General features: G+C 65.4%; 16 protein-coding genes and 1 tRNA gene. 13 read left to right on the plus strand and 4 right to left on the minus strand.

Annotation, left to right across the window (positions count from 1 at the left end):
• Positions 1–48 precede the first annotated feature (48 nt).
• The 7 genes from AAFG13_RS01220 to AAFG13_RS01250 all read left to right on the plus strand — a co-directional run bounded on the left by AAFG13_RS01220 (position 49) and on the right by AAFG13_RS01250 (position 6,156).
• Positions 49–234 (plus strand): hypothetical protein, encoded by a 186-nt coding sequence (locus AAFG13_RS01220; RefSeq protein WP_212315109.1) that lies wholly within the window; start codon positions 49–51, stop codon positions 232–234.
• Positions 235–395: 161 nt separating this feature from the next.
• On the plus strand, positions 396–1,352 hold the full coding sequence (locus AAFG13_RS01225; protein WP_342710883.1) for a catechol 2,3-dioxygenase: 957 nt from the start codon (positions 396–398) through the stop codon (positions 1,350–1,352).
• Between the two features lie 156 nt (positions 1,353–1,508).
• A complete protein-coding gene (locus tag AAFG13_RS01230; protein ID WP_342710884.1) occupies positions 1,509–1,979 on the plus strand; it encodes a DUF1801 domain-containing protein in 471 nt (156 codons plus the stop codon).
• A 222-nt stretch (positions 1,980–2,201) separates the two neighbouring features.
• Entirely contained in the window at positions 2,202–3,479 is a 1,278-nt protein-coding gene (gene soxC / locus AAFG13_RS01235) for a sulfite dehydrogenase (RefSeq protein WP_212315105.1), read from the plus strand.
• Positions 3,466–4,011, plus strand: a complete 546-nt coding sequence (locus tag AAFG13_RS01240; protein ID WP_342710885.1) for a cytochrome c — start codon at positions 3,466–3,468, stop codon at positions 4,009–4,011. The genes soxC and AAFG13_RS01240 overlap by 14 nt, the downstream gene beginning before the upstream one ends.
• Before the next feature lie 192 nt (positions 4,012–4,203).
• A complete protein-coding gene (locus tag AAFG13_RS01245; RefSeq protein ID WP_212315101.1) occupies positions 4,204–4,509 on the plus strand; it encodes a BA14K family protein in 306 nt (101 codons plus the stop codon).
• Between the two features lie 147 nt (positions 4,510–4,656).
• Positions 4,657–6,156 (plus strand): amino acid permease, encoded by a 1,500-nt coding sequence (locus AAFG13_RS01250; RefSeq protein ID WP_342710886.1) that lies wholly within the window; start codon positions 4,657–4,659, stop codon positions 6,154–6,156.
• A gap of 226 nt (positions 6,157–6,382) precedes the next feature.
• Here the strand turns inward: AAFG13_RS01250 and AAFG13_RS01255 are convergent, their stop codons facing one another.
• The gene (locus AAFG13_RS01255) at positions 6,383–6,544 is read right to left on the minus strand and encodes a hypothetical protein (RefSeq protein ID WP_342710887.1); all 162 of its coding nucleotides are present in this window, start codon (positions 6,542–6,544) and stop codon (positions 6,383–6,385) included.
• Between the two features lie 194 nt (positions 6,545–6,738).
• Between AAFG13_RS01255 and ggt the strand changes: the two genes are divergently transcribed.
• Entirely contained in the window at positions 6,739–8,475 is a 1,737-nt protein-coding gene (ggt, locus tag AAFG13_RS01260; RefSeq protein ID WP_342710888.1) for a gamma-glutamyltransferase, read from the plus strand.
• Between the two features lie 62 nt (positions 8,476–8,537).
• Here ggt and AAFG13_RS01265 read toward each other — a convergent pair whose 3' ends face one another.
• Positions 8,538–8,873 (minus strand): hypothetical protein, encoded by a 336-nt coding sequence (locus AAFG13_RS01265; RefSeq protein ID WP_244435761.1) that lies wholly within the window; start codon positions 8,871–8,873, stop codon positions 8,538–8,540.
• A 566-nt stretch (positions 8,874–9,439) separates the two neighbouring features.
• On the opposite strand from AAFG13_RS01265, the gene AAFG13_RS01270 reads away from it, so the two are divergent.
• The 4 genes from AAFG13_RS01270 to AAFG13_RS01285 all read left to right on the plus strand — a co-directional run bounded on the left by AAFG13_RS01270 (position 9,440) and on the right by AAFG13_RS01285 (position 13,151).
• Entirely contained in the window at positions 9,440–11,917 is a 2,478-nt protein-coding gene (locus AAFG13_RS01270) for a penicillin-binding protein 1A (RefSeq protein WP_342710889.1), read from the plus strand.
• A 177-nt stretch (positions 11,918–12,094) separates the two neighbouring features.
• Entirely contained in the window at positions 12,095–12,295 is a 201-nt protein-coding gene (locus AAFG13_RS01275) for a hypothetical protein (RefSeq protein WP_212315091.1), read from the plus strand.
• Positions 12,296–12,485: 190 nt separating this feature from the next.
• Positions 12,486–12,559: transfer RNA gene (locus AAFG13_RS01280), tRNA-Gln, on the plus strand.
• Between the two features lie 184 nt (positions 12,560–12,743).
• Positions 12,744–13,151 (plus strand): GNAT family N-acetyltransferase, encoded by a 408-nt coding sequence (locus tag AAFG13_RS01285; RefSeq protein WP_342710890.1) that lies wholly within the window; start codon positions 12,744–12,746, stop codon positions 13,149–13,151.
• Positions 13,152–13,160: 9 nt separating this feature from the next.
• Here the strand turns inward: AAFG13_RS01285 and AAFG13_RS01290 are convergent, their stop codons facing one another.
• Positions 13,161–13,805 (minus strand): TetR/AcrR family transcriptional regulator, encoded by a 645-nt coding sequence (locus AAFG13_RS01290; protein WP_342710891.1) that lies wholly within the window; start codon positions 13,803–13,805, stop codon positions 13,161–13,163.
• Positions 13,806–13,922: 117 nt separating this feature from the next.
• Here AAFG13_RS01290 and AAFG13_RS01295 point away from each other — a divergent pair, with 117 nt between their 5' ends.
• A complete protein-coding gene (locus tag AAFG13_RS01295; protein WP_342710892.1) occupies positions 13,923–16,208 on the plus strand; it encodes an arylsulfatase in 2,286 nt (761 codons plus the stop codon).
• A gap of 139 nt (positions 16,209–16,347) precedes the next feature.
• Here the strand turns inward: AAFG13_RS01295 and AAFG13_RS01300 are convergent, their stop codons facing one another.
• A complete protein-coding gene (locus AAFG13_RS01300; protein ID WP_342713527.1) occupies positions 16,348–16,860 on the minus strand; it encodes an invasion associated locus B family protein in 513 nt (170 codons plus the stop codon).
• Positions 16,861–16,954: the final 94 nt, after the last annotated feature.

Here is a 16,954-nt window from a genome sequence, read left to right on the forward strand (position 1 = left end):
CGCGCGAGCGCCGGCCATCTTGTCGATACGCAACAAGAGGGCTCCGCCATGTACATTCTCGTGAACGCGCTTCTCGTTCTGGCGATCGCGTTCTTCTTCTTCCTGCCGATGACCGATCGCCGTACCGCGCGGATGAAGCTCTGCATGGTGTGCGCGCTCGCCGTTGCGCTGACGGTGTCGGCGACCCTATCCCGGCCGCACGGTCCGGCACCGGTGATGGTGTCGAAGGGCTAGGCACGCATGCTGGCCTCAACGGCTGCCGCAATTTCCAGTCTCAACATTTTGTTGACGGGACCTAATCCTTTGTACACTAGTACAAATCGACGCACCGAAGCTCGCGCGCCAGAGCGGCAAGCCGTCGATCGGGCGTCGTCGTCGTGGAAGGAGCCCGCCCCATGCAGCCGGAACCGATCTTCGATCTCGCGCATCTCGGGCACATGGAGCTGCTGACGCCGAAACCGGACGAGAGCCTGAAGTTCTTCGTCGACGTCATGGGCATGACCGTCAGCGGCAGGAAGGGCGGGTCGGTCTATCTGCGCGGCTGGGACGATTACGAGCGCTACTCGCTGAAGCTGACCGCGTCGAACACCTCCGGCATGGAGCACATGGCGCTGCGGGCCCGCAGCCCGCAGGCGCTCGAACGCCGCGTCGCCGCGCTGAAGGGCTCGGGCTTCGACATCGGCTGGATCGATGGCGACATGGGGCAGGGACCGGCATTCCGCTGCCGCGATCCCGACGGCCACGTCATCGAGCTCTATTACGAGACCGAATGGTACGAGGCGCCGGCCGAGCTGAAGCCCGCGTTGAAGAACCAGGCGCAACGTTTTCCGGCGCGCGGAGTCAATGTCCGCCGGCTCGACCATCTCAACTGCCTCGCGGTCGACATCAAGGCCAATCGCTTGTTCTTCGAGACCTACCTGGGGTGCCGCACCACCGAGCAGATCGTGCTCAACGACGGCACCGAAGCGGCGATGTGGATGACGATGTCGAACAAGAGCTACGACTTCGCCTATACCCGCGATCATTACGGCAAGATGGGCCGCTTCCATCATGTGACCTATGCGCTCGACAGCCGCGAGGAGATCCTGCGCGCGGCGGATGTTTTTCTCGAGAACGGCGTGCATATCGAAACCGGACCGCACAAGCATGCGATCCAGCAGACGTTCTTTCTCTATGTCTATGAGCCCGGCGGCAATCGCGTCGAGGTCGCCAATGCAGGAGCCCGCCTGATCCTCGCGCCGGACTGGAAGCCGATCGTGTGGACCGAGGAGGAGCGCAAGAAGGGCCAGGCCTGGGGGCTGAAGACGATCGAGTCGTTCCACACCCACGGTACGCCGCCGGTGATCGACTAGATGCTCGACCGCCGCAAGCAAACTGATCCCGCGCGTCGATACGTCGCCTCGAACACGCGCGGTCGGACGACAACATGGATGCGTAGCCGGTATAATCCGCTTTGAGAGGGCGGACGCTGCGTCGCGCGCGGCGCGTGAACGGTGAGAACAGGCACAATGGCTGGCAGGACGCCCAAGACGTCGGCGAAGAGCGCAAGGAAGGGAGCTGCGAAGCGCGGGGCTGCAAAGCCGCGCCTGCTCGCAGGCGGCAATCCGCAGATCGCAAAGGGGTATGGTGACGCTCCGGTGCAAGCCTTTATCGCGGCGATGCCGGGGTGGAAGCGCGACGTCGGACGCAAGCTTGACGCTCTCATCGTGCGTACCATCCCCGGCGTGCACAAGGCGGTGAAATGGAACTCGCCGCTCTACGGCATCGAAGGCGATGGCTGGTTCCTCGGCATCCATGTCTTCACGCGCTATGTCAAAGTGGCATTCTTTCGCGGCGCATCGCTGCACCCGATGCCGCCGGGCGAGTCCAAGCAGCAGCACACGCGTTATCTCGATATTCATGAGAACGACGAGCTCGACGAAACCCAGTTCACCGCCTGGGTGAAGCAAGCCAGTCAATTGCCCGGCGAACGGATGTGAATGGCCACGCAGGTCAGGATCGGCGGGCAATGGCCACGACGCGCCGTCGATGCAGCCCTGCGCGCGCGAGCGTTGCCTCGCCTCGGGCATTTGGTGTTAGGCTGCACTGAAGCACGATGAATCGTCATCGTGCTTCAGGTTGTTGTCCTGGCATGATCCTCTCGGAAAAACTGCTTCGCACTTTTCCGGATCATGCTCTGGTAACGTCAGAGGGAAACGTCGATGAGCGAACACACGACGGACAAGCGCGTGCGAGAGGCGTCTCGCAGGCGGTTTCTTCAGGCGGGCGCAGCACTGGCCGGTGGCTCCGCGATATCTGGAGTTGCCGGTTCTACCGCGCTTGCCGAACAGGGGAATAATCTTCCGCCCAACGTGCCGGAATGGATGAAAGCGCCCGGCGATCCGATGGGAAGCCAGCCCTATGGCACGCCGTCGGTTCACGAGAAGGGCGTCGTCAAGAACATCTCGAAGACGCTGCCGCAATATATCTCCGCGTCGGGCCGCACGCCGTTGCAGGAGCTCGACGGCATCATCACGCCGAACGGCCTGTTCTACGAGCGCCATCATGGCGGCGTGCCGACCATCGATCCGGCCGAGCACCGGCTGATGTTGCACGGCATGGTCGATCGCCCGCTGGTGTTCACGATGGAGGACATCCGCCGCTTTCCGTCGCAGTCGCGCATCCACTTCCTCGAGTGTTCCGGCAATCCGGTCTACACCAAGCCCTACGGCAAGACGGCTTCCGACCTCGTCGGCCTGCTGAGCTGCGCGGAATGGACCGGCGTGCCGCTGAAGACGGTACTGGACGAAGCCGGCCTGCAGGCCGGCGCCAAATGGATCGTGGCCGAAGGCGCCGACGCCGCCGCGTTGACGCGCTCGATCCCGATCGAGAAGTGCCTCGACGACGCCATGCTGGTCTACAGCCAGAACGGCGAGCGGCTGCGTCCGCAGCAGGGTTATCCGCTGCGCCTGTTGCTGCCGGGCTTCGAGGGCAACATGAACGTGAAATGGCTGCGGCGGCTCAAGGTCGTCGCCGAGCCGGCGTATTCGCGCGAGGAGACCTCGAAATACACCGACCCGATGCCGGACGGTACGTCGCGCGAATTCACCTTCTACATGGAGGCCAAGTCGATCATCACGCGGCCGTCCGGCGGCCAGAAGCTGACCACGCACGGCTTTCACGAGATCACCGGGATAGCGTGGAGCGGCCACGGCAAGATCAAGAGCGTCGAGATCTCGCTCGACGAAAGCAAGAGCTGGCAGCAGGCGGAGCTGCAGGAGCCGGTGCTGACGCGCGCGCTCACGCGCTTCCGTTTGCCCTGGCACTGGGACGGCACCCCCGCAGTGATCCAGAGCCGCGCCATCGACGAGACCGGCTACGTGCAACCGACGCTCGCGGAATTGGTGGCGGTACGCGGTCTCAACTCGTTCTACCACAACAACGCGATCTGGCCCTGGCGCATCGATGCGAATGGCGAGGTGACCAATGGCCAGGCGTAATCTGAAGGCCGCCGCGCTGGTGAGTGCGGTCGCGATACTCGGCGCAGCTGTTCATGCCGAGGAGCGCTACGGCATCGGCCGTGTGGCTACGCCGTCGGAGATCGCCGGCTGGAACATCGATATCGGCCGTGACGGCGCGGCGTTGCCGCCGGGCAGCGGCAGCGTGGAGCGCGGCCGCATCGTGTTCGGCGAGCAATGCGCGGCGTGCCATGGCGACAGCGGGCAGGGCGGCGTCGGTGACCGCCTGGTCGGCGGGCAGGGCACGCTGGCGAGCCCAAAGCCGATCCGCACCGTCGGCAGCTACTGGCCCTATGCCCCGACGTTGTTCGACTATATCCGACGCGCGATGCCGCAGAACGCGCCGCAGTCGCTGAGCAATGAGGACGTCTACGCGGTGTCCGCCTACATCCTCAGCCTCAACGGCATCGTCCCCGCCAATGCGGTGCTTGATGCGAAGTCGCTCGCCGCCGTCAAAATGCCAAACCGCGACGGGTTCGTCTCCGACCCGCGGCCTGACGTGCATAATCGGTGAAGCGCAGTCCGCGCGGCCGCCGCGCGCCGCGGTCGTCGCACCACGCCGGCGGCTGCCTCGCGGCATTGTGACCTGGTTTGCCCCTGCATCGGGAGTTTGGCCGTCACCACATCAGTTCTGGGCACAGGGACGGCGCTGCCGCCCTTGCGTAGTTTCTTGGACAAATTTCAATTGATCCATCGGAGAGGTCCTATGGCCGCACTCAAGGCCGTTGCAGCCGCTGTGCTGCTCGTGGGAATGACGTTCACGCCAGTCTCGGCCCAGATGTCGGAGCCGGCACTTTTCGACGCGCAGAATCCCGGGCGGAGTGCGATCAACGGCGGTGCCCTGACGCCGTGGGGCGAGGCCCAGCAGGCGGCGCAACGCGGCGGCAACCCGGCGAATGCTTATGGCGCCATACCGGCGGCGCCATCGTCCTCTTGCGCGCGCTATCGTTCGTTCGATCCTGCGTCCGGTACCTTCCTTGGCCGCGACGGCCGCCGCCATCCCTGCCAATAGGGCCCCGCATCCGCGCTTGGCCGTCGTTCTTGGCGGTGGATAAGCTCGCGGGCGGTCGCCCGGTGCGCGAACGCCTGGACGCCCGGCGCGTTATAGTCCGCTGATCGTGTCGGGTCCCGCCGGGCCCGAGCGGCGGAGGCAGCTGGCGTGACAGACACCTTGGCCGGTTTCTGGGACCGAAAGTCGACCGCTGAGCTGTTGCGGGAAGCGGCGCGTGCCGACGGCGACGCGGAGACGCCGGTCTTCAAGCGCTCGCTCTCGGCGTTGCAGCTGGTCACGCTCGGCATCGGCGGCATCATCGGCGCCGGCATCTTCGTGCTGACGGGCCACGCGGCCGCCGCCAATGCCGGACCCGCCGTCACGCTCTCCTTCATGCTTGGCGCCGTCGCCTGCGCCTTCGCCGGCCTGTGCTACGCCGAGATGGCGTCGACCGTGCCGATCTGCGGCAGCGCCTACACTTACGCTTACGCCACGCTCGGCGAACTGATCGCCTGGATCATCGGCTGGGACCTGATCCTCGAATATGCGGTCGGCGCGATCGCGGTCTCGGTCGGATGGTCCGGCTATTTCGTCAGCCTGATGCGCGATTTCGGCATCAACCTGCCGCAGCAATTCACCTCGGCGCCGCTCGCCTACGACGCCAACACCGGTGTGTGGTCGTCGACCGGCGCGGTGATCAACATCCCGGCGATGGCGATCATCGCTTTCGTCGCCGCGCTGCTTGTGGTCGGCATCCGCGAGTCCGCGCGCTTCACCAGCTTCGTCGTCGTGGTCAAGCTCGTCGTCATCGCATTGTTTCTCGCGACCGCAGCCTCTTCGGTATCGCTGGCGAACTGGGTGACGGCAAGCAATCCGTCAGGTGCGCTGATCCCGCCGAATGCCGGTCCCGGCGTATTCGGCTGGTCCGGCGTCGTCCGCGGCGCGGCGGTGGTGTTCTTCGCTTATATCGGCTTCGACGCGATCTCGACCGCCGCGCAGGAGGCGAAGACGCCGGAGCGCGACATGCCGATCGGCATTCTCGGCTCGCTCGTGATCTGCGCCGCGCTCTATGTCGCGGTCGGCTTCGTGCTGACCGGCATCGTACCGTACGACAAGCTGAGCGTGCCCGATCCGATCGCCGTCGGCATCGATGGGGTCGGGATCGGCTGGCTCGGTCCCTTCATCAAGCTCGGCATCCTGTTCGGGCTGACGTCGGTGATCCTCATCATGCTGCTGGCGCAGCCGCGGATCTTCCGTGCCATGGCGCATGACGGGCTGCTGCCGGGCATCGCCGCAAGGATCCATCCGCGCTTCCAGACGCCCTATGTCTCGACCATCTTCGCCGGCAGCGTCGCTGCTGCTCTCGGCGGGCTGCTGCCGATCGGGCTGGTCGGCGAACTCGTCTCGATCGGCACGCTGTTCGCATTCACGGTGGTCTCGATCGGAACCCTGGTGCTGCGTCTGCGCGATCCGGACTTGCCGCGTCCGTTCAGGGCGCCGGCGATCTGGCTGGTGGCGCCGGCTGCCGCGGGAACGTCGCTGTTCCTGATGTTCGGCCTGCCGCCCGACACCTGGATCAGGCTCGCGGTGTGGCTCGTGATCGGGCTTGTGATCTATGCGGCCTACGGCCGACGCCACAGCCGGCTGCGGGCGAGGGGTGGGGTGTAAGCGCGGCGAGGATTCGCCTTGTGCGGGATAGTGCGAGCCTGTCTCCGCCAAGAGACTGTCGTCCCTGCGAAAGCAGGGACCCATACGCCGCGGCGCGGTGTTGTGGGTGGGATTCGTTGTTCCAGCGCAGCAACTAATCAACATTCGTGGTTATGGGTCCCAGCTTTCGCAGGGACGACACCGAATTTGTTGCGGCATTGAAAGTCAAACGTCCGCGGCCAAAGGTTCACTCGATCGCCTGCAACGCGCGGCGGATCGCCGCGAAGATCGCCTCGATCTGCTCCTCGGTGATGATCAGGGGCGGTGAGATCATCAATGTATCGGCGGCGGCGCGGAGCAGGATTCTCTCGTCGTCGTAGCATCGCCGGGCGCATTCGGGACCGCGCATGCCGACCGCGCCGTCGCGCGGCTTCAGATCGATCGCGGCCGGGCAAGCGGCCGCGCGCGTCGGGCTGACGGGAAGTCAAGGCCGACGCGGCGCGCGACGAGCCTATAGTGCGCGGGCGCGCGGCCTGTTACACTTGCTCGCTCCGATAGAAGGAACATACGCCGCACCCAAACGGCGCAATCGGGGGAACTCCAATGCGAAATCCACAAACGGGCGCGCGATGGATGGTCGCGGCCATTGTCGCGATCGGCCTCACGGCGTCAGCACCTGGCCACGCCGCGTCGGTTGCGCCGGTCGCCGCCGAGAACGGCATGGTGGTATCCGCGCAGCATCTCGCGACGCAGGTCGGCATCGAGGTGTTGAAGCGGGGCGGCAACGCGGTCGACGCCGCGGTCGCGGTCGGTTACGCGCTGGCGGTGGCCTATCCCGCCGCCGGCAATCTCGGTGGCGGCGGGTTCATGACCATCCAGCTCGCCGACGGCCGCAAGACCTTCCTGGATTTCCGCGAGACCGCGCCGAAGGGCGCCACCGCCAACATGTATCTCGACAAGGACGGCAACGTCATCGCTGGCCTGTCGACCAAGGGGCATCTTGCCGTCGGCGTGCCCGGCTCGGTGGCCGGCATGGAATATGCGCGCGAGAAATACGGCACGATGAAGCGCGCGGACGTCATCGCGCCGGCGCTGCAACTCGCCGAGGACGGCTTCGTGCTAGACCAGGGCGACGTCAGCATGCTGCAGACCTCGACCAAGGATTTTCAGGACGATCCGGCTTCGGCCGCGATCTTCCTCAACAACGGCAAGCCGTTCCAGGTCGGCGAGCGGCTGACGCAGCACGAGCTCGCCGAGACGCTGCGCGAGATCAGCAAGCGCGGCACCGACGGCTTCTACAAGGGCTGGGTGGGGGCGGCGATCGTCGCCTCGAGCCAGGCCGGCAAGGGCCTGCTCACGCAGGAGGATCTCGATGATTACAAGGTTCGCGAGCTCGCGCCGGTCGAATGCGATTATCGCGGCTACCACGTGGTCTCGGCGCCGCCGCCAAGCTCGGGTGGCGTGGTGATCTGCGAGATCCTGAACATCCTCGAGGGCTACCCGCTGAAGGAGCTCGGCTACCACTCCGCGCAGGCGGTGCACTACCAGATCGAGGCGATGCGCCACGCTTATGTCGATCGCAACAGCTATCTCGGCGACCCCGACTTCGTGAAGAATCCGCTCGAGCGTCTGCTCGACAAGAATTACGCCGCGAAGATCCGCGCCGTGATCGACCCGGCCAAGGCCGGCGTGTCCAAGGACATCAAGCCCGGCGTTCCGCCGCACGAGGGCAGCAACACCACGCATTATTCGATCGCCGATAAGGACGGCAACGCGGTGTCTGTGACCTACACGCTCAACGACTGGTTCGGCGCCAAGGTGACCGCGGCCAAGACCGGCGTGCTCTTGAACGACGAGATGGATGACTTCACCGCCAAGGTCGGCGTGCCGAACCTCTATGGCCTGGTGCAGGGGGAGGCCAATTCCATCGCCCCCGGCAAGCGTCCGCTGTCCTCGATGAGCCCGACCATCGTCACCAGGGACGGCAAGCCGGTCATGGTGGTGGGGACGCCGGGCGGCAGCCGCATCATCACCGCCGTGCTGCTGACGATGATCAACGCCATCGACTACGGCATGAACGCACAGGAAGCCGTGGACATGCCGCGCTTTCACCAGCAATGGCTTCCGGAGGCGACCAACCTCGAGGACTTCACGCTATCGCCGGATACGCGGAAGATTTTGGAAGGCATGGGCCACAAGTTCGGGCCGCCGCAGCCTGCCAATCACCTCGCAGTCATCATCGTCGGGGCGCCGTCGCTGGACGGCAAGCCGGTCGGCAACAATCGCTTCTATGGGGCGAACGATCCGCGCCGCAATTCGGGGCTTGCCGGTGGCTACTGATTGCCGTTGCGCGATTGCATGCGGACGGCTGGGCAGGGACCGCTCGCGAAGCCGGTCGTGCGTCAGGCGACGGCCGTCGACCTGCCGTCGTCGTGCCCGCTCGTGAGCAGCAGGCGCCGGCGGATCGCATCCTCGACCAGGGCCAGCGATTGTTTGGCTTCACGCGCCTCGGCTTCGGCGGCCTGGGCCCGGAACTCGGCGGCATCGAGCTGCTCCTGCTGGGACTCGATACGCCGTCGGGCCTCCTCGAGTGCCCGGGACGCGTCCCTCAACTTGCGCTCGGTGGCGGCGATGATTTCGAGCTGCGCCTGTTCGGCGGCCTCGGCGCGTGCCTCGCCGGCACGGGCTCGGTCCTCGATGCTGCGGAACAGATCCGCCGCCTGATAGACCAGGTCCAAGGCTTCGGTGCCCATCGCTGAAGTGGGAGGTCTCGGAAATCCGAGGACATTCGGGTCGGCCGCAAAAGGCCGTCTAAATCCGCGCAGTGCCATGCAGACCAGCCCTCGCGAGTCGCGTGTATGACAACAACTTGCGGTAGTTATGGTTAACAAACCATTGATCCTGTCGGCCGCCCGGCACTGTCCACCGGTTTCTGACGACACCGCGCCTCGAACGGCAGCCGGGTAGTGCAAGCGCTCGGTCCGGCCTGCGCTTTGCTTTCGCAAGCGGCTCACCGCGCAAGCGCAGCGAGTGGTGACCGGCGTGCCGTCTGCCGAGCGCGCAGGCGAATCGAGGCACGGAGGGCCCGAGGTCGATGCGGTTCTGCGGAGCATCCGAAGCGCGGGGAGGGGCTGATTTGGCTGCGCGCGGGAGCCGGGCTCTATGGCATAAGTTTGACGCCTGGCGCGCTTTAATTCTCCTGTGTTGAATTGCAGGTCCATGGTGCGACCGATATACCGGGCGGCCTAAGTGGCACGCAGCGCACTCAGAACGAGCGACGTATTCGCCACGGAAAATCTGGTCGATGAAATTTCTGTTGCGGTTCTTCGGGTTCCTGTTCACCGCAGGAACCATCCTGTTCCTGGCTGGTCTCGCCGCGGTCGCAGGGCTGTTCTGGCATTTTTCCAAGGACCTGCCCGACTATTCGCAGCTCCAGAACTACGAGCCGCCGGTGATGACCCGCGTGCACGCGGCCGACGGATCGCTGCTGGGCGAATTCGCCAAGGAGCGCAGGCTCTATCTGCCGATCCAGGCCGTGCCGAAGCTCGTGATCAACGCGTTCCTCGCGGCCGAGGACAAGAATTTCTACGAGCACGGCGGCATCGACTATACCGGCATGGCGCGCGCCGGCGTCTCCTACATCCAGAACTTCGGCTCCAACCGCCGTCCGCAGGGTGCTTCCACGATCACCCAGCAGGTCGCCAAGAACTTCCTGTTGACCAACGAGGTGTCGTTCACCCGCAAGATCAAGGAAGCCCTGCTGGCGATGCGAATCGAGCGGGCCTATTCCAAGGACAAGATCCTCGAGCTCTATCTCAACGAAATCTATCTCGGCCTCGGTGCCTACGGCATCGCGGCGGCCTCGCTGGTCTATTTCGACAAGTCCGTCAACGAACTGACGGTCTCGGAAGCGGCCTATCTGGCGGCGTTGCCGAAAATGCCGGCCAGCCTGCATCCGGTGCGCAACCGTGCGCGCGCCATCGAGCGGCGCAACTACGTGATCGACCGCCTGCAGGAGAACGGCTGGATCACCGCTGCCGACGCCGACAAGGCGCGCAAGGATCCGCTGACCGTCACCAACCGCAGCAACGGCGCGCACACCTTCGCCGGTGAATATTTCTCCGAAGAGGTCCGCCGCGACATCTTCGAGCGCTACGGCGAGAAGAAGCTCTATGAGGGCGGCCTGTCGGTGCGCACCACGCTCGACCCCAAGGTCCAGGTGATGGCGCGCAAGGCCATGGTGGCGGGGCTCGTGAACTATGACGAGCAGCAGGGCTATCGCGGCGCGATCCAGAAGCTCGACCTCACCAGCGACTGGGGCGTTCCGCTCGCCGAGATCAAGTCGCTCACGGACATCTCGCCGTGGCGGATGGCGGTGGTGCTGGAGAGCAACGACCAGTCGGCGCGGATCGGCTTCCAGCCCGGCCGCGAACTCGGCGGCGCCGTCAGCAAGCAGCGCGAAACCGGCATCATCACGATGGACGGCGTGCGCTGGGCCAGGACCAAGGGCAAGACGCCGACCGCGGTCTCGCAGGTGCTGCAGCCCGGCGACGTGATCTACGCCGATCCGCTGTTCAAGGACGGCAAGGCGGTCGAAGGCCAGTACCGGCTGCGCCAGATTCCCGAACTGTCGGGCGCGATGGTGGCGATGGATCCGCACACCGGCCGTGTGCTGGCGATGGTCGGCGGCTTCTCATTTGACCAGAGCCAGTTCAACCGCGCGACGCAGGCCTATCGGCAGCCCGGCTCGACCTTCAAGCCGATCGTCTATTCGACGGCGCTCGACAATGGCTACACCGGATCGACCGTGATGATCGACGGGCCGATCGAAATCGACCAGGGGCAGGGCAACATCTGGCGGCCGGAAAACTTCTCCACCGGCAAGTATCAGGGCCAGGTCACGCTGCGCAACGCGCTCCGCCTGTCGCTCAACACCGTGACGGTGCGGCTGGCGCAGGAGATCGGCATGCCTGTCATCGGCGAGTATGCCAAGCGCTTCGGTGTCTATGACGAGCTGCCGAACTATCTCGCCTACGCGCTCGGCGCCGGCGAGACCACGGTGATGCGGATGGCTACGGCCTATTCGATGATCGCCAATGGCGGCGTCCGCGTGAAGCCGACCCTGATCGACCGCATCCAGGACCGCTACGGCCACACCATCTTCCGGCACGACCAGCGCGAATGCCGCGGCTGCGACGCACCGGAGGGCTGGAAGAACCAGCCCGAGCCGCAGCTCGTCGACCGCCGCGAGCGGGTGCTCGATGCGATGACCGCCTACCAGATCACCTCGCTGATGGAGGGCGTGATTCAGGCCGGTACCGGCACCGCGCTGAAGGACGTCGGCAAGCCGCTCGCCGGCAAGACCGGCACCTCGAACGAGGCCAAGGACCTCTGGTTCGTCGGCTTCTCGCCGGACCTCGTGGTCGGTCTCTATGTCGGCTACGACAAGCCGCGCTCGCTCGGCCGCAACGCCCAGGCCGGCCACACCGCGGCGCCGATCGCGCGCGACTTCCTGAAGCTCGCACTGGCCGACAAGCCCGCCACTCCGTTCAAGCAGCCGGTCGGCATCCGGCTGGTGCTGGTCGATGCCAAGACCGGCCTGCGCGCCTCGTCCGGTCAGAACCGGGGCGTGGTGCTCGAAGCCTTCAAGCCGCGCCAGGCGCCGCCGTTCTATGATCCGACGTTGGTCGCCGGCACCGACGTGATCGACGGCACCCAGCAGGCAATCCCGCCGGACGCGGGCCGTGCCGTCATGCAGTCCAGTCCGAGCGGGCTGTATTGAGGCCAAACGGCAGGGCATTTGCGGTTGGGGTGGTGCGGCGCTTTGTCAGGGCGCATCACGCCGCCGTGGTTGAACATGCCGCGCGCGGCGCCGACCCAAGAATGGAGTCCTCGACCGGAGAACCACCGAAGCGCGACGTTTCCATTCGCGTCCGCGCGTGTCGAGCCGTGGATCGCGATGATCAAGGCGTTGCTTGCCGTAATGCGGCTGATCTGGACCGTTCTCGTGGTTGGGGCCGCAACCCTGATGGGCGCGGTCCTTGGATGGGGGTGGCACGGCTGGATTGGTGCCATCTCGCTCGGCATCGTAGGATTTGGCCTTGGATCCCTGCTTGCAGCCTGCCCCGAAGTGCTGCTTGAACTGGTCGCTGAAATGTAAACCTCTGGCCGAACGCTGATCGCTCGTCCCGGCCGCGATTTTCACCCCCATTCCCCGCCAACAATGCTTGCCAAGCGTGGGACCAAGCGGGTAGAAGGTCGCACTCGCGCGGGCGCTGATTTGGCAGGCGAACCCGCTGTACCGAGATGTCCAGTCATCCAGCTAAGCTGTTGATACCACGGACAATTCTTGGGGAATGGTGTAACGGTAGCACAACAGACTCTGACTCTGTTTGTCTTGGTTCGAATCCAGGTTCCCCAGCCAATCTGCCTCCGTGGCCCCGACCATCCTCTGAAATCCCGATGATTGCTCGTCGCGGCCGGCTCCCGATGGCGTGCCGGACGTGAGATGGCTTGTGCCATCACGGCGTCCAGTGTGGATTAGCCCGGCATAATCCACCATGGTCTCGCGCCTGCGGTGCGGCCTGTTGCGACAAAGGTTTAAGGTAATGGACGAAATTCTTTATGCCCGCGAGTCGTCGATTGGCGTCGACGAGTTCATCGAGGTGCTGCGCCAGTCGGGCCTCGGCGAGCGGCGGCCGCTGGCGGATGCCGACCGCATGGCGCGCATGATCGCCAATGCGAACCTGATCGTGACGGCGCGGAAGGCGCGCCGGCTCGTCGGCGTCTCGCGTGCGCTGACCGATTTCGCCTATTGCTGCTATTTGTCGGACCTTGCGGTCGATCGAGCGTTTCAGGGCCACGGCATCGGCAAGCGCCTGATCGCGGAAACGCGGCGCCACGCCGGACCTGAATCGATGTGCCTGTTGATGTCGGCGCCCGACTCGATCGGGTTCTACAAGACCATCGGCATGCCGCAGCCGGACAACGCGTTCCACTACAAGCGCGAGCGATAGCGGCCGGCGCTATCTAATCTCGGCCTTCAGCAGCAGCGCGAGGCAATCGGCCAGCCGCTGCTCGATCTCCCTGTCGCGGAGCGACAGCGGGCCGGGATCGTTGAGGATCGCGTTGACAAGCGTGCCCAGCACGACCTGGAAGCCGAAGGCGATGGCGCGGGTCTTCGCCGCCTTGCGGCCCTTGCCCATCGCTGGGAGCAGCAGCGGGGTGGCGTGTTCGGTGGTCGCGCGCGCAAGGCTCTTGAACGTGGTCCACTTGTCCGGCCGGGTGTCGTCGTGCTGGAGGGCGGCGCGCAGCACGCCCTCGTGGGCGCGGATCCAGCCGATGACGCCCGACACGACGCGGCGGCAGAGGTCGTCGAGCGCGGCATTGCCGGCGGGACTGTCCATCCGGGCGAGATGCCGCGCGCCATCCTGCGCGGCGAGTGCGATCAGGGCGTTGAAGTAGGCTTCCTTGCTCTCGAAGCGGCTGTAGAAGGCGCCGACCGTGGCGCCGACCTTGCCGCAAAGGGCTTCGATGGATAGCTCCGCGAAACTCCTTGTCCGCAACAGCTCGGCGCCGGCTTCAAGCAGCGCCAGCGTCGTCTCGCGGCTGCGCTTCTGGCGCGAGGGGGTGACGCCGGGAAGGTCGAACTGGGCTGAAAGCCGCGGCATTTGCGCTTGCGTCTCCTGGTTTTCATAATCATAATTCGGATTATCATTTGAAGCAATCCGGCCGCACCGTGCCGGTACGGGCCGCAGGCCAACCGCGGCGAGGACAGGGAGAACGCCATGAGCGAGCATCGCCAGCCGCCGTTCGGCGGCAGCATCGGCAAGACGGTTGCGACCTCGAAGCCATGGTGGCCCGACACGCGCCAGCCGCCGGCTGGCGCGCCGAACATCCTGGTCGTGCTGTTCGACGATGTCGGCTTCTCCGATTTCGGCTGCTACGGCTCACCGATCCGGACGCCGACCATCGACCGGCTCGCCGCCGAGGGCCTGCGCTATAGCGGCTTCCACACCACCGCGATGTGCTCGACCACGCGCGCGGCGCTGCTCACCGGACGCAACCACCATTCGGTCGGCGTCGGCTGCCTCGCCAATTTCGATTCCGGCTACCCCGGCTATCGCGGCAAGATCGCGCGCGAGGCGGGGACGCTTGCCGAGATGCTGCGGCAGCACGGCTATCGCAACTACATGGTCGGCAAGTGGCACGTCACGCCGCTGACCGAGAGCGGCGCCACCGGTCCGTTCGACGGCTGGCCGCTCGGCCGCGGCTTCGACCGCTTCTACGGCTTCCTCGACGCCGAAACCGATCAATATGCGCCGGAGCTCGTATCCGACAACACCCAGATCGATCCGCCGGGGACTTACGAGAGCGGCTATCATTTGACGTCCGATCTGGTCGACCAGTCGATCCGCTTCATCGCCGATCACGTGGCCGATCGCCCCGATCTGCCGTGGCTGACCTGGCTTGCGCCCGGCGCCTGCCACGCGCCGCATCAGGCGCCCGCCGATATCATCAAGAGCTATGACGCAACCTTTACCCATGGCTGGGACGTCGAGCGCGAACAGCGGATGGCGCGGCAGAAGGCGATGGGGCTGGTGCCGGAAGCCACCAGGATGCCGGCGCGAAACGACGGCGTGAAAGCGTGGGACGCGCATTCCGCCGATGAGCAGCGCGTGTTCACGCGGTTGCAGGCGGCCTATGCCGGCATGCTCGATCACGCCGACCGGCATCTGGCGCGGCTGATCGCTTTCCTCGACACGGCCGGTATCCGCGACAACACGTTGGTCATCGTGATGTCGGACAATGGAGCGAGCCAGGAGGGCGGCCCGCTCGGCTTCGTCAACGCGATGGGGCCGTACAATTTCCGGCCCGAGCCGCTGCCGGTGAAATTGCAGCGGATCGACGACATCGGCGGGCCGGACACGCACTCCAACTTTCCGCATGGCTGGGCGATGGCCTCGAACACGCCGCTGCGGCGCTACAAGCAGAACACCCATGGCGGCGGCATCCGCGATCCCTTCGTGATGAGCTGGCCGAAGCGCATCAAGGCCAAAGGTGAACTGCGTCATCAATTCGTGCACGCCTGCGACCTGACGCCGACACTGCTCGATCTGATCGGAGTTTCAGCGCCGGCGGAGATCGCTGGCTGTCCGCAGATGCCGCTGGAAGGCGAGAGCTTTGCGCGCTCGATCGACGACGCCGCGGCGCCGTCGAAGACATCGGCGCAGTATTTCGAGATGTTCGGCCATCGCGGTCTCTGGAAGGACGGCTGGAAGGCGGTGTCGTTTCATCCCTCCGGCACGCCGTTCGAGAACGACACATGGGAGCTGTATCATCTCGATCAGGACTTCTCCGAGGTCGATGACCTCGCAGCGAAGGAACCCGAACGTCTGGAGCAGATGACAAAACAGTGGTGGCGCGAGGCCGAGGCGCACAACGTGCTGCCGCTCGACGATCGTTTCGGGCCGCGCTTTGCCGAGAACGCGGCGCGCTTTCACGGCGCGCGGACGAAGTTCACCTTTCATGCCGGCATGGGGCACGTGCCGACCGACGTCGCACCCGATGTCCGCAGCCGCAGCTACACCCTCGAGGCGCATGTCGAGATCGACGAGGGCGCGAGCGGCGTGCTGATCGCGCATGGCGACGCGACCTCGGGCTACAGCCTCTACATCAAGGACGGCTTTCTGGTGCACGATTTGAATGTCGGCGGCGGCCATGAGCTCGTCACCTCCAGCCGCAAGGTGCCTGCGGGCGCGCAGCGGCTCGGTGTGCATGTCGAACGGCTGCTGCGCAAGGAGCCGCCGGCCAAGGGCGCGCGGACCGGCGTTACCGAATACACGCTGACGATCGACGGCGAGCCGGTGGGATCGATGCAGACCCAGCTCGGCTTCCACAATTTCATCTCATGGTCCGGGCTCGACATCGGCCGCGATCGCGGCAGCCCGGTCTCGCACTACGCGGCGCCGTTCGAATTCACCGGCAGGCTGTTGCAGGTGACGGTCGTCATGCATGACGACCAGAAGCTCGATGGCGACGGCGTCGGGAATGCGCAGATGGCGCGGCAGTAGGCGACGACCGTGGCAGCGCGGCGAGTTGGCGCAGCGTAGGGTGGATTAGCGAAGCGTAATCCACCATTTCTCTCGAAGCAGGACGGCGGGTTACGCTTCGCTAACCCGCCCTACGACGTCACGACGATCGCGCCGCAAGCTACTTGATCTTGTCATACACCGTCGCGAAATCTGCGAGCGGCATCGGGATGCTGATGGTCTCCTTGCCGAGATTCTGGAACGACACCTTGAGCTGCTTGCCCGATTTCAGCTGGGTGAGGACATCGGCCGCGATCGGCGCATTGATGTAGCAGCCGCGCGCCTCGCAGGTCTGGATCGGCACGTCGACGGCCTTGCCGTCGTCGACCTGCAGCTTGGCGCCGACGGGCAGGTTCAACCCGAGCGGAAGCTGGATCAGCGCAACCGGCGCGCGGGTGTCGCCGGGAACGCGGATATTGACCAGCACGATGACCTGGCCGGTCTTGGTGAGCACGGCGGTCTGCTCCATCGCGCATTCGAGCGGCGCGTCGCGGCTCGCGCTGGTGCAGCGCGCGACCCAGCCGGTATTGTTGGGGGCGGCGGCGTCGCCTTGCGGAGCAGCTGCCGGAGCCGGCGCGGGTGAATTCTTGGCCTTGGGGGCCTGGGCGTAGCCAAGGCCGACCACGCCGAACACGGTGAACAGGACGAAGAGCGACTTTGCGACAATCTTCACGATACCGGCTCCCAAATGAACATCTTTCGGGTGTGCCGGTATGCGGGCAAAAGTC

Origin of the sequence: Bradyrhizobium sp. B124 (assembly GCF_038967635.1) — a bacterium.
Lineage (GTDB): Bacteria > Pseudomonadota > Alphaproteobacteria > Rhizobiales > Xanthobacteraceae > Bradyrhizobium.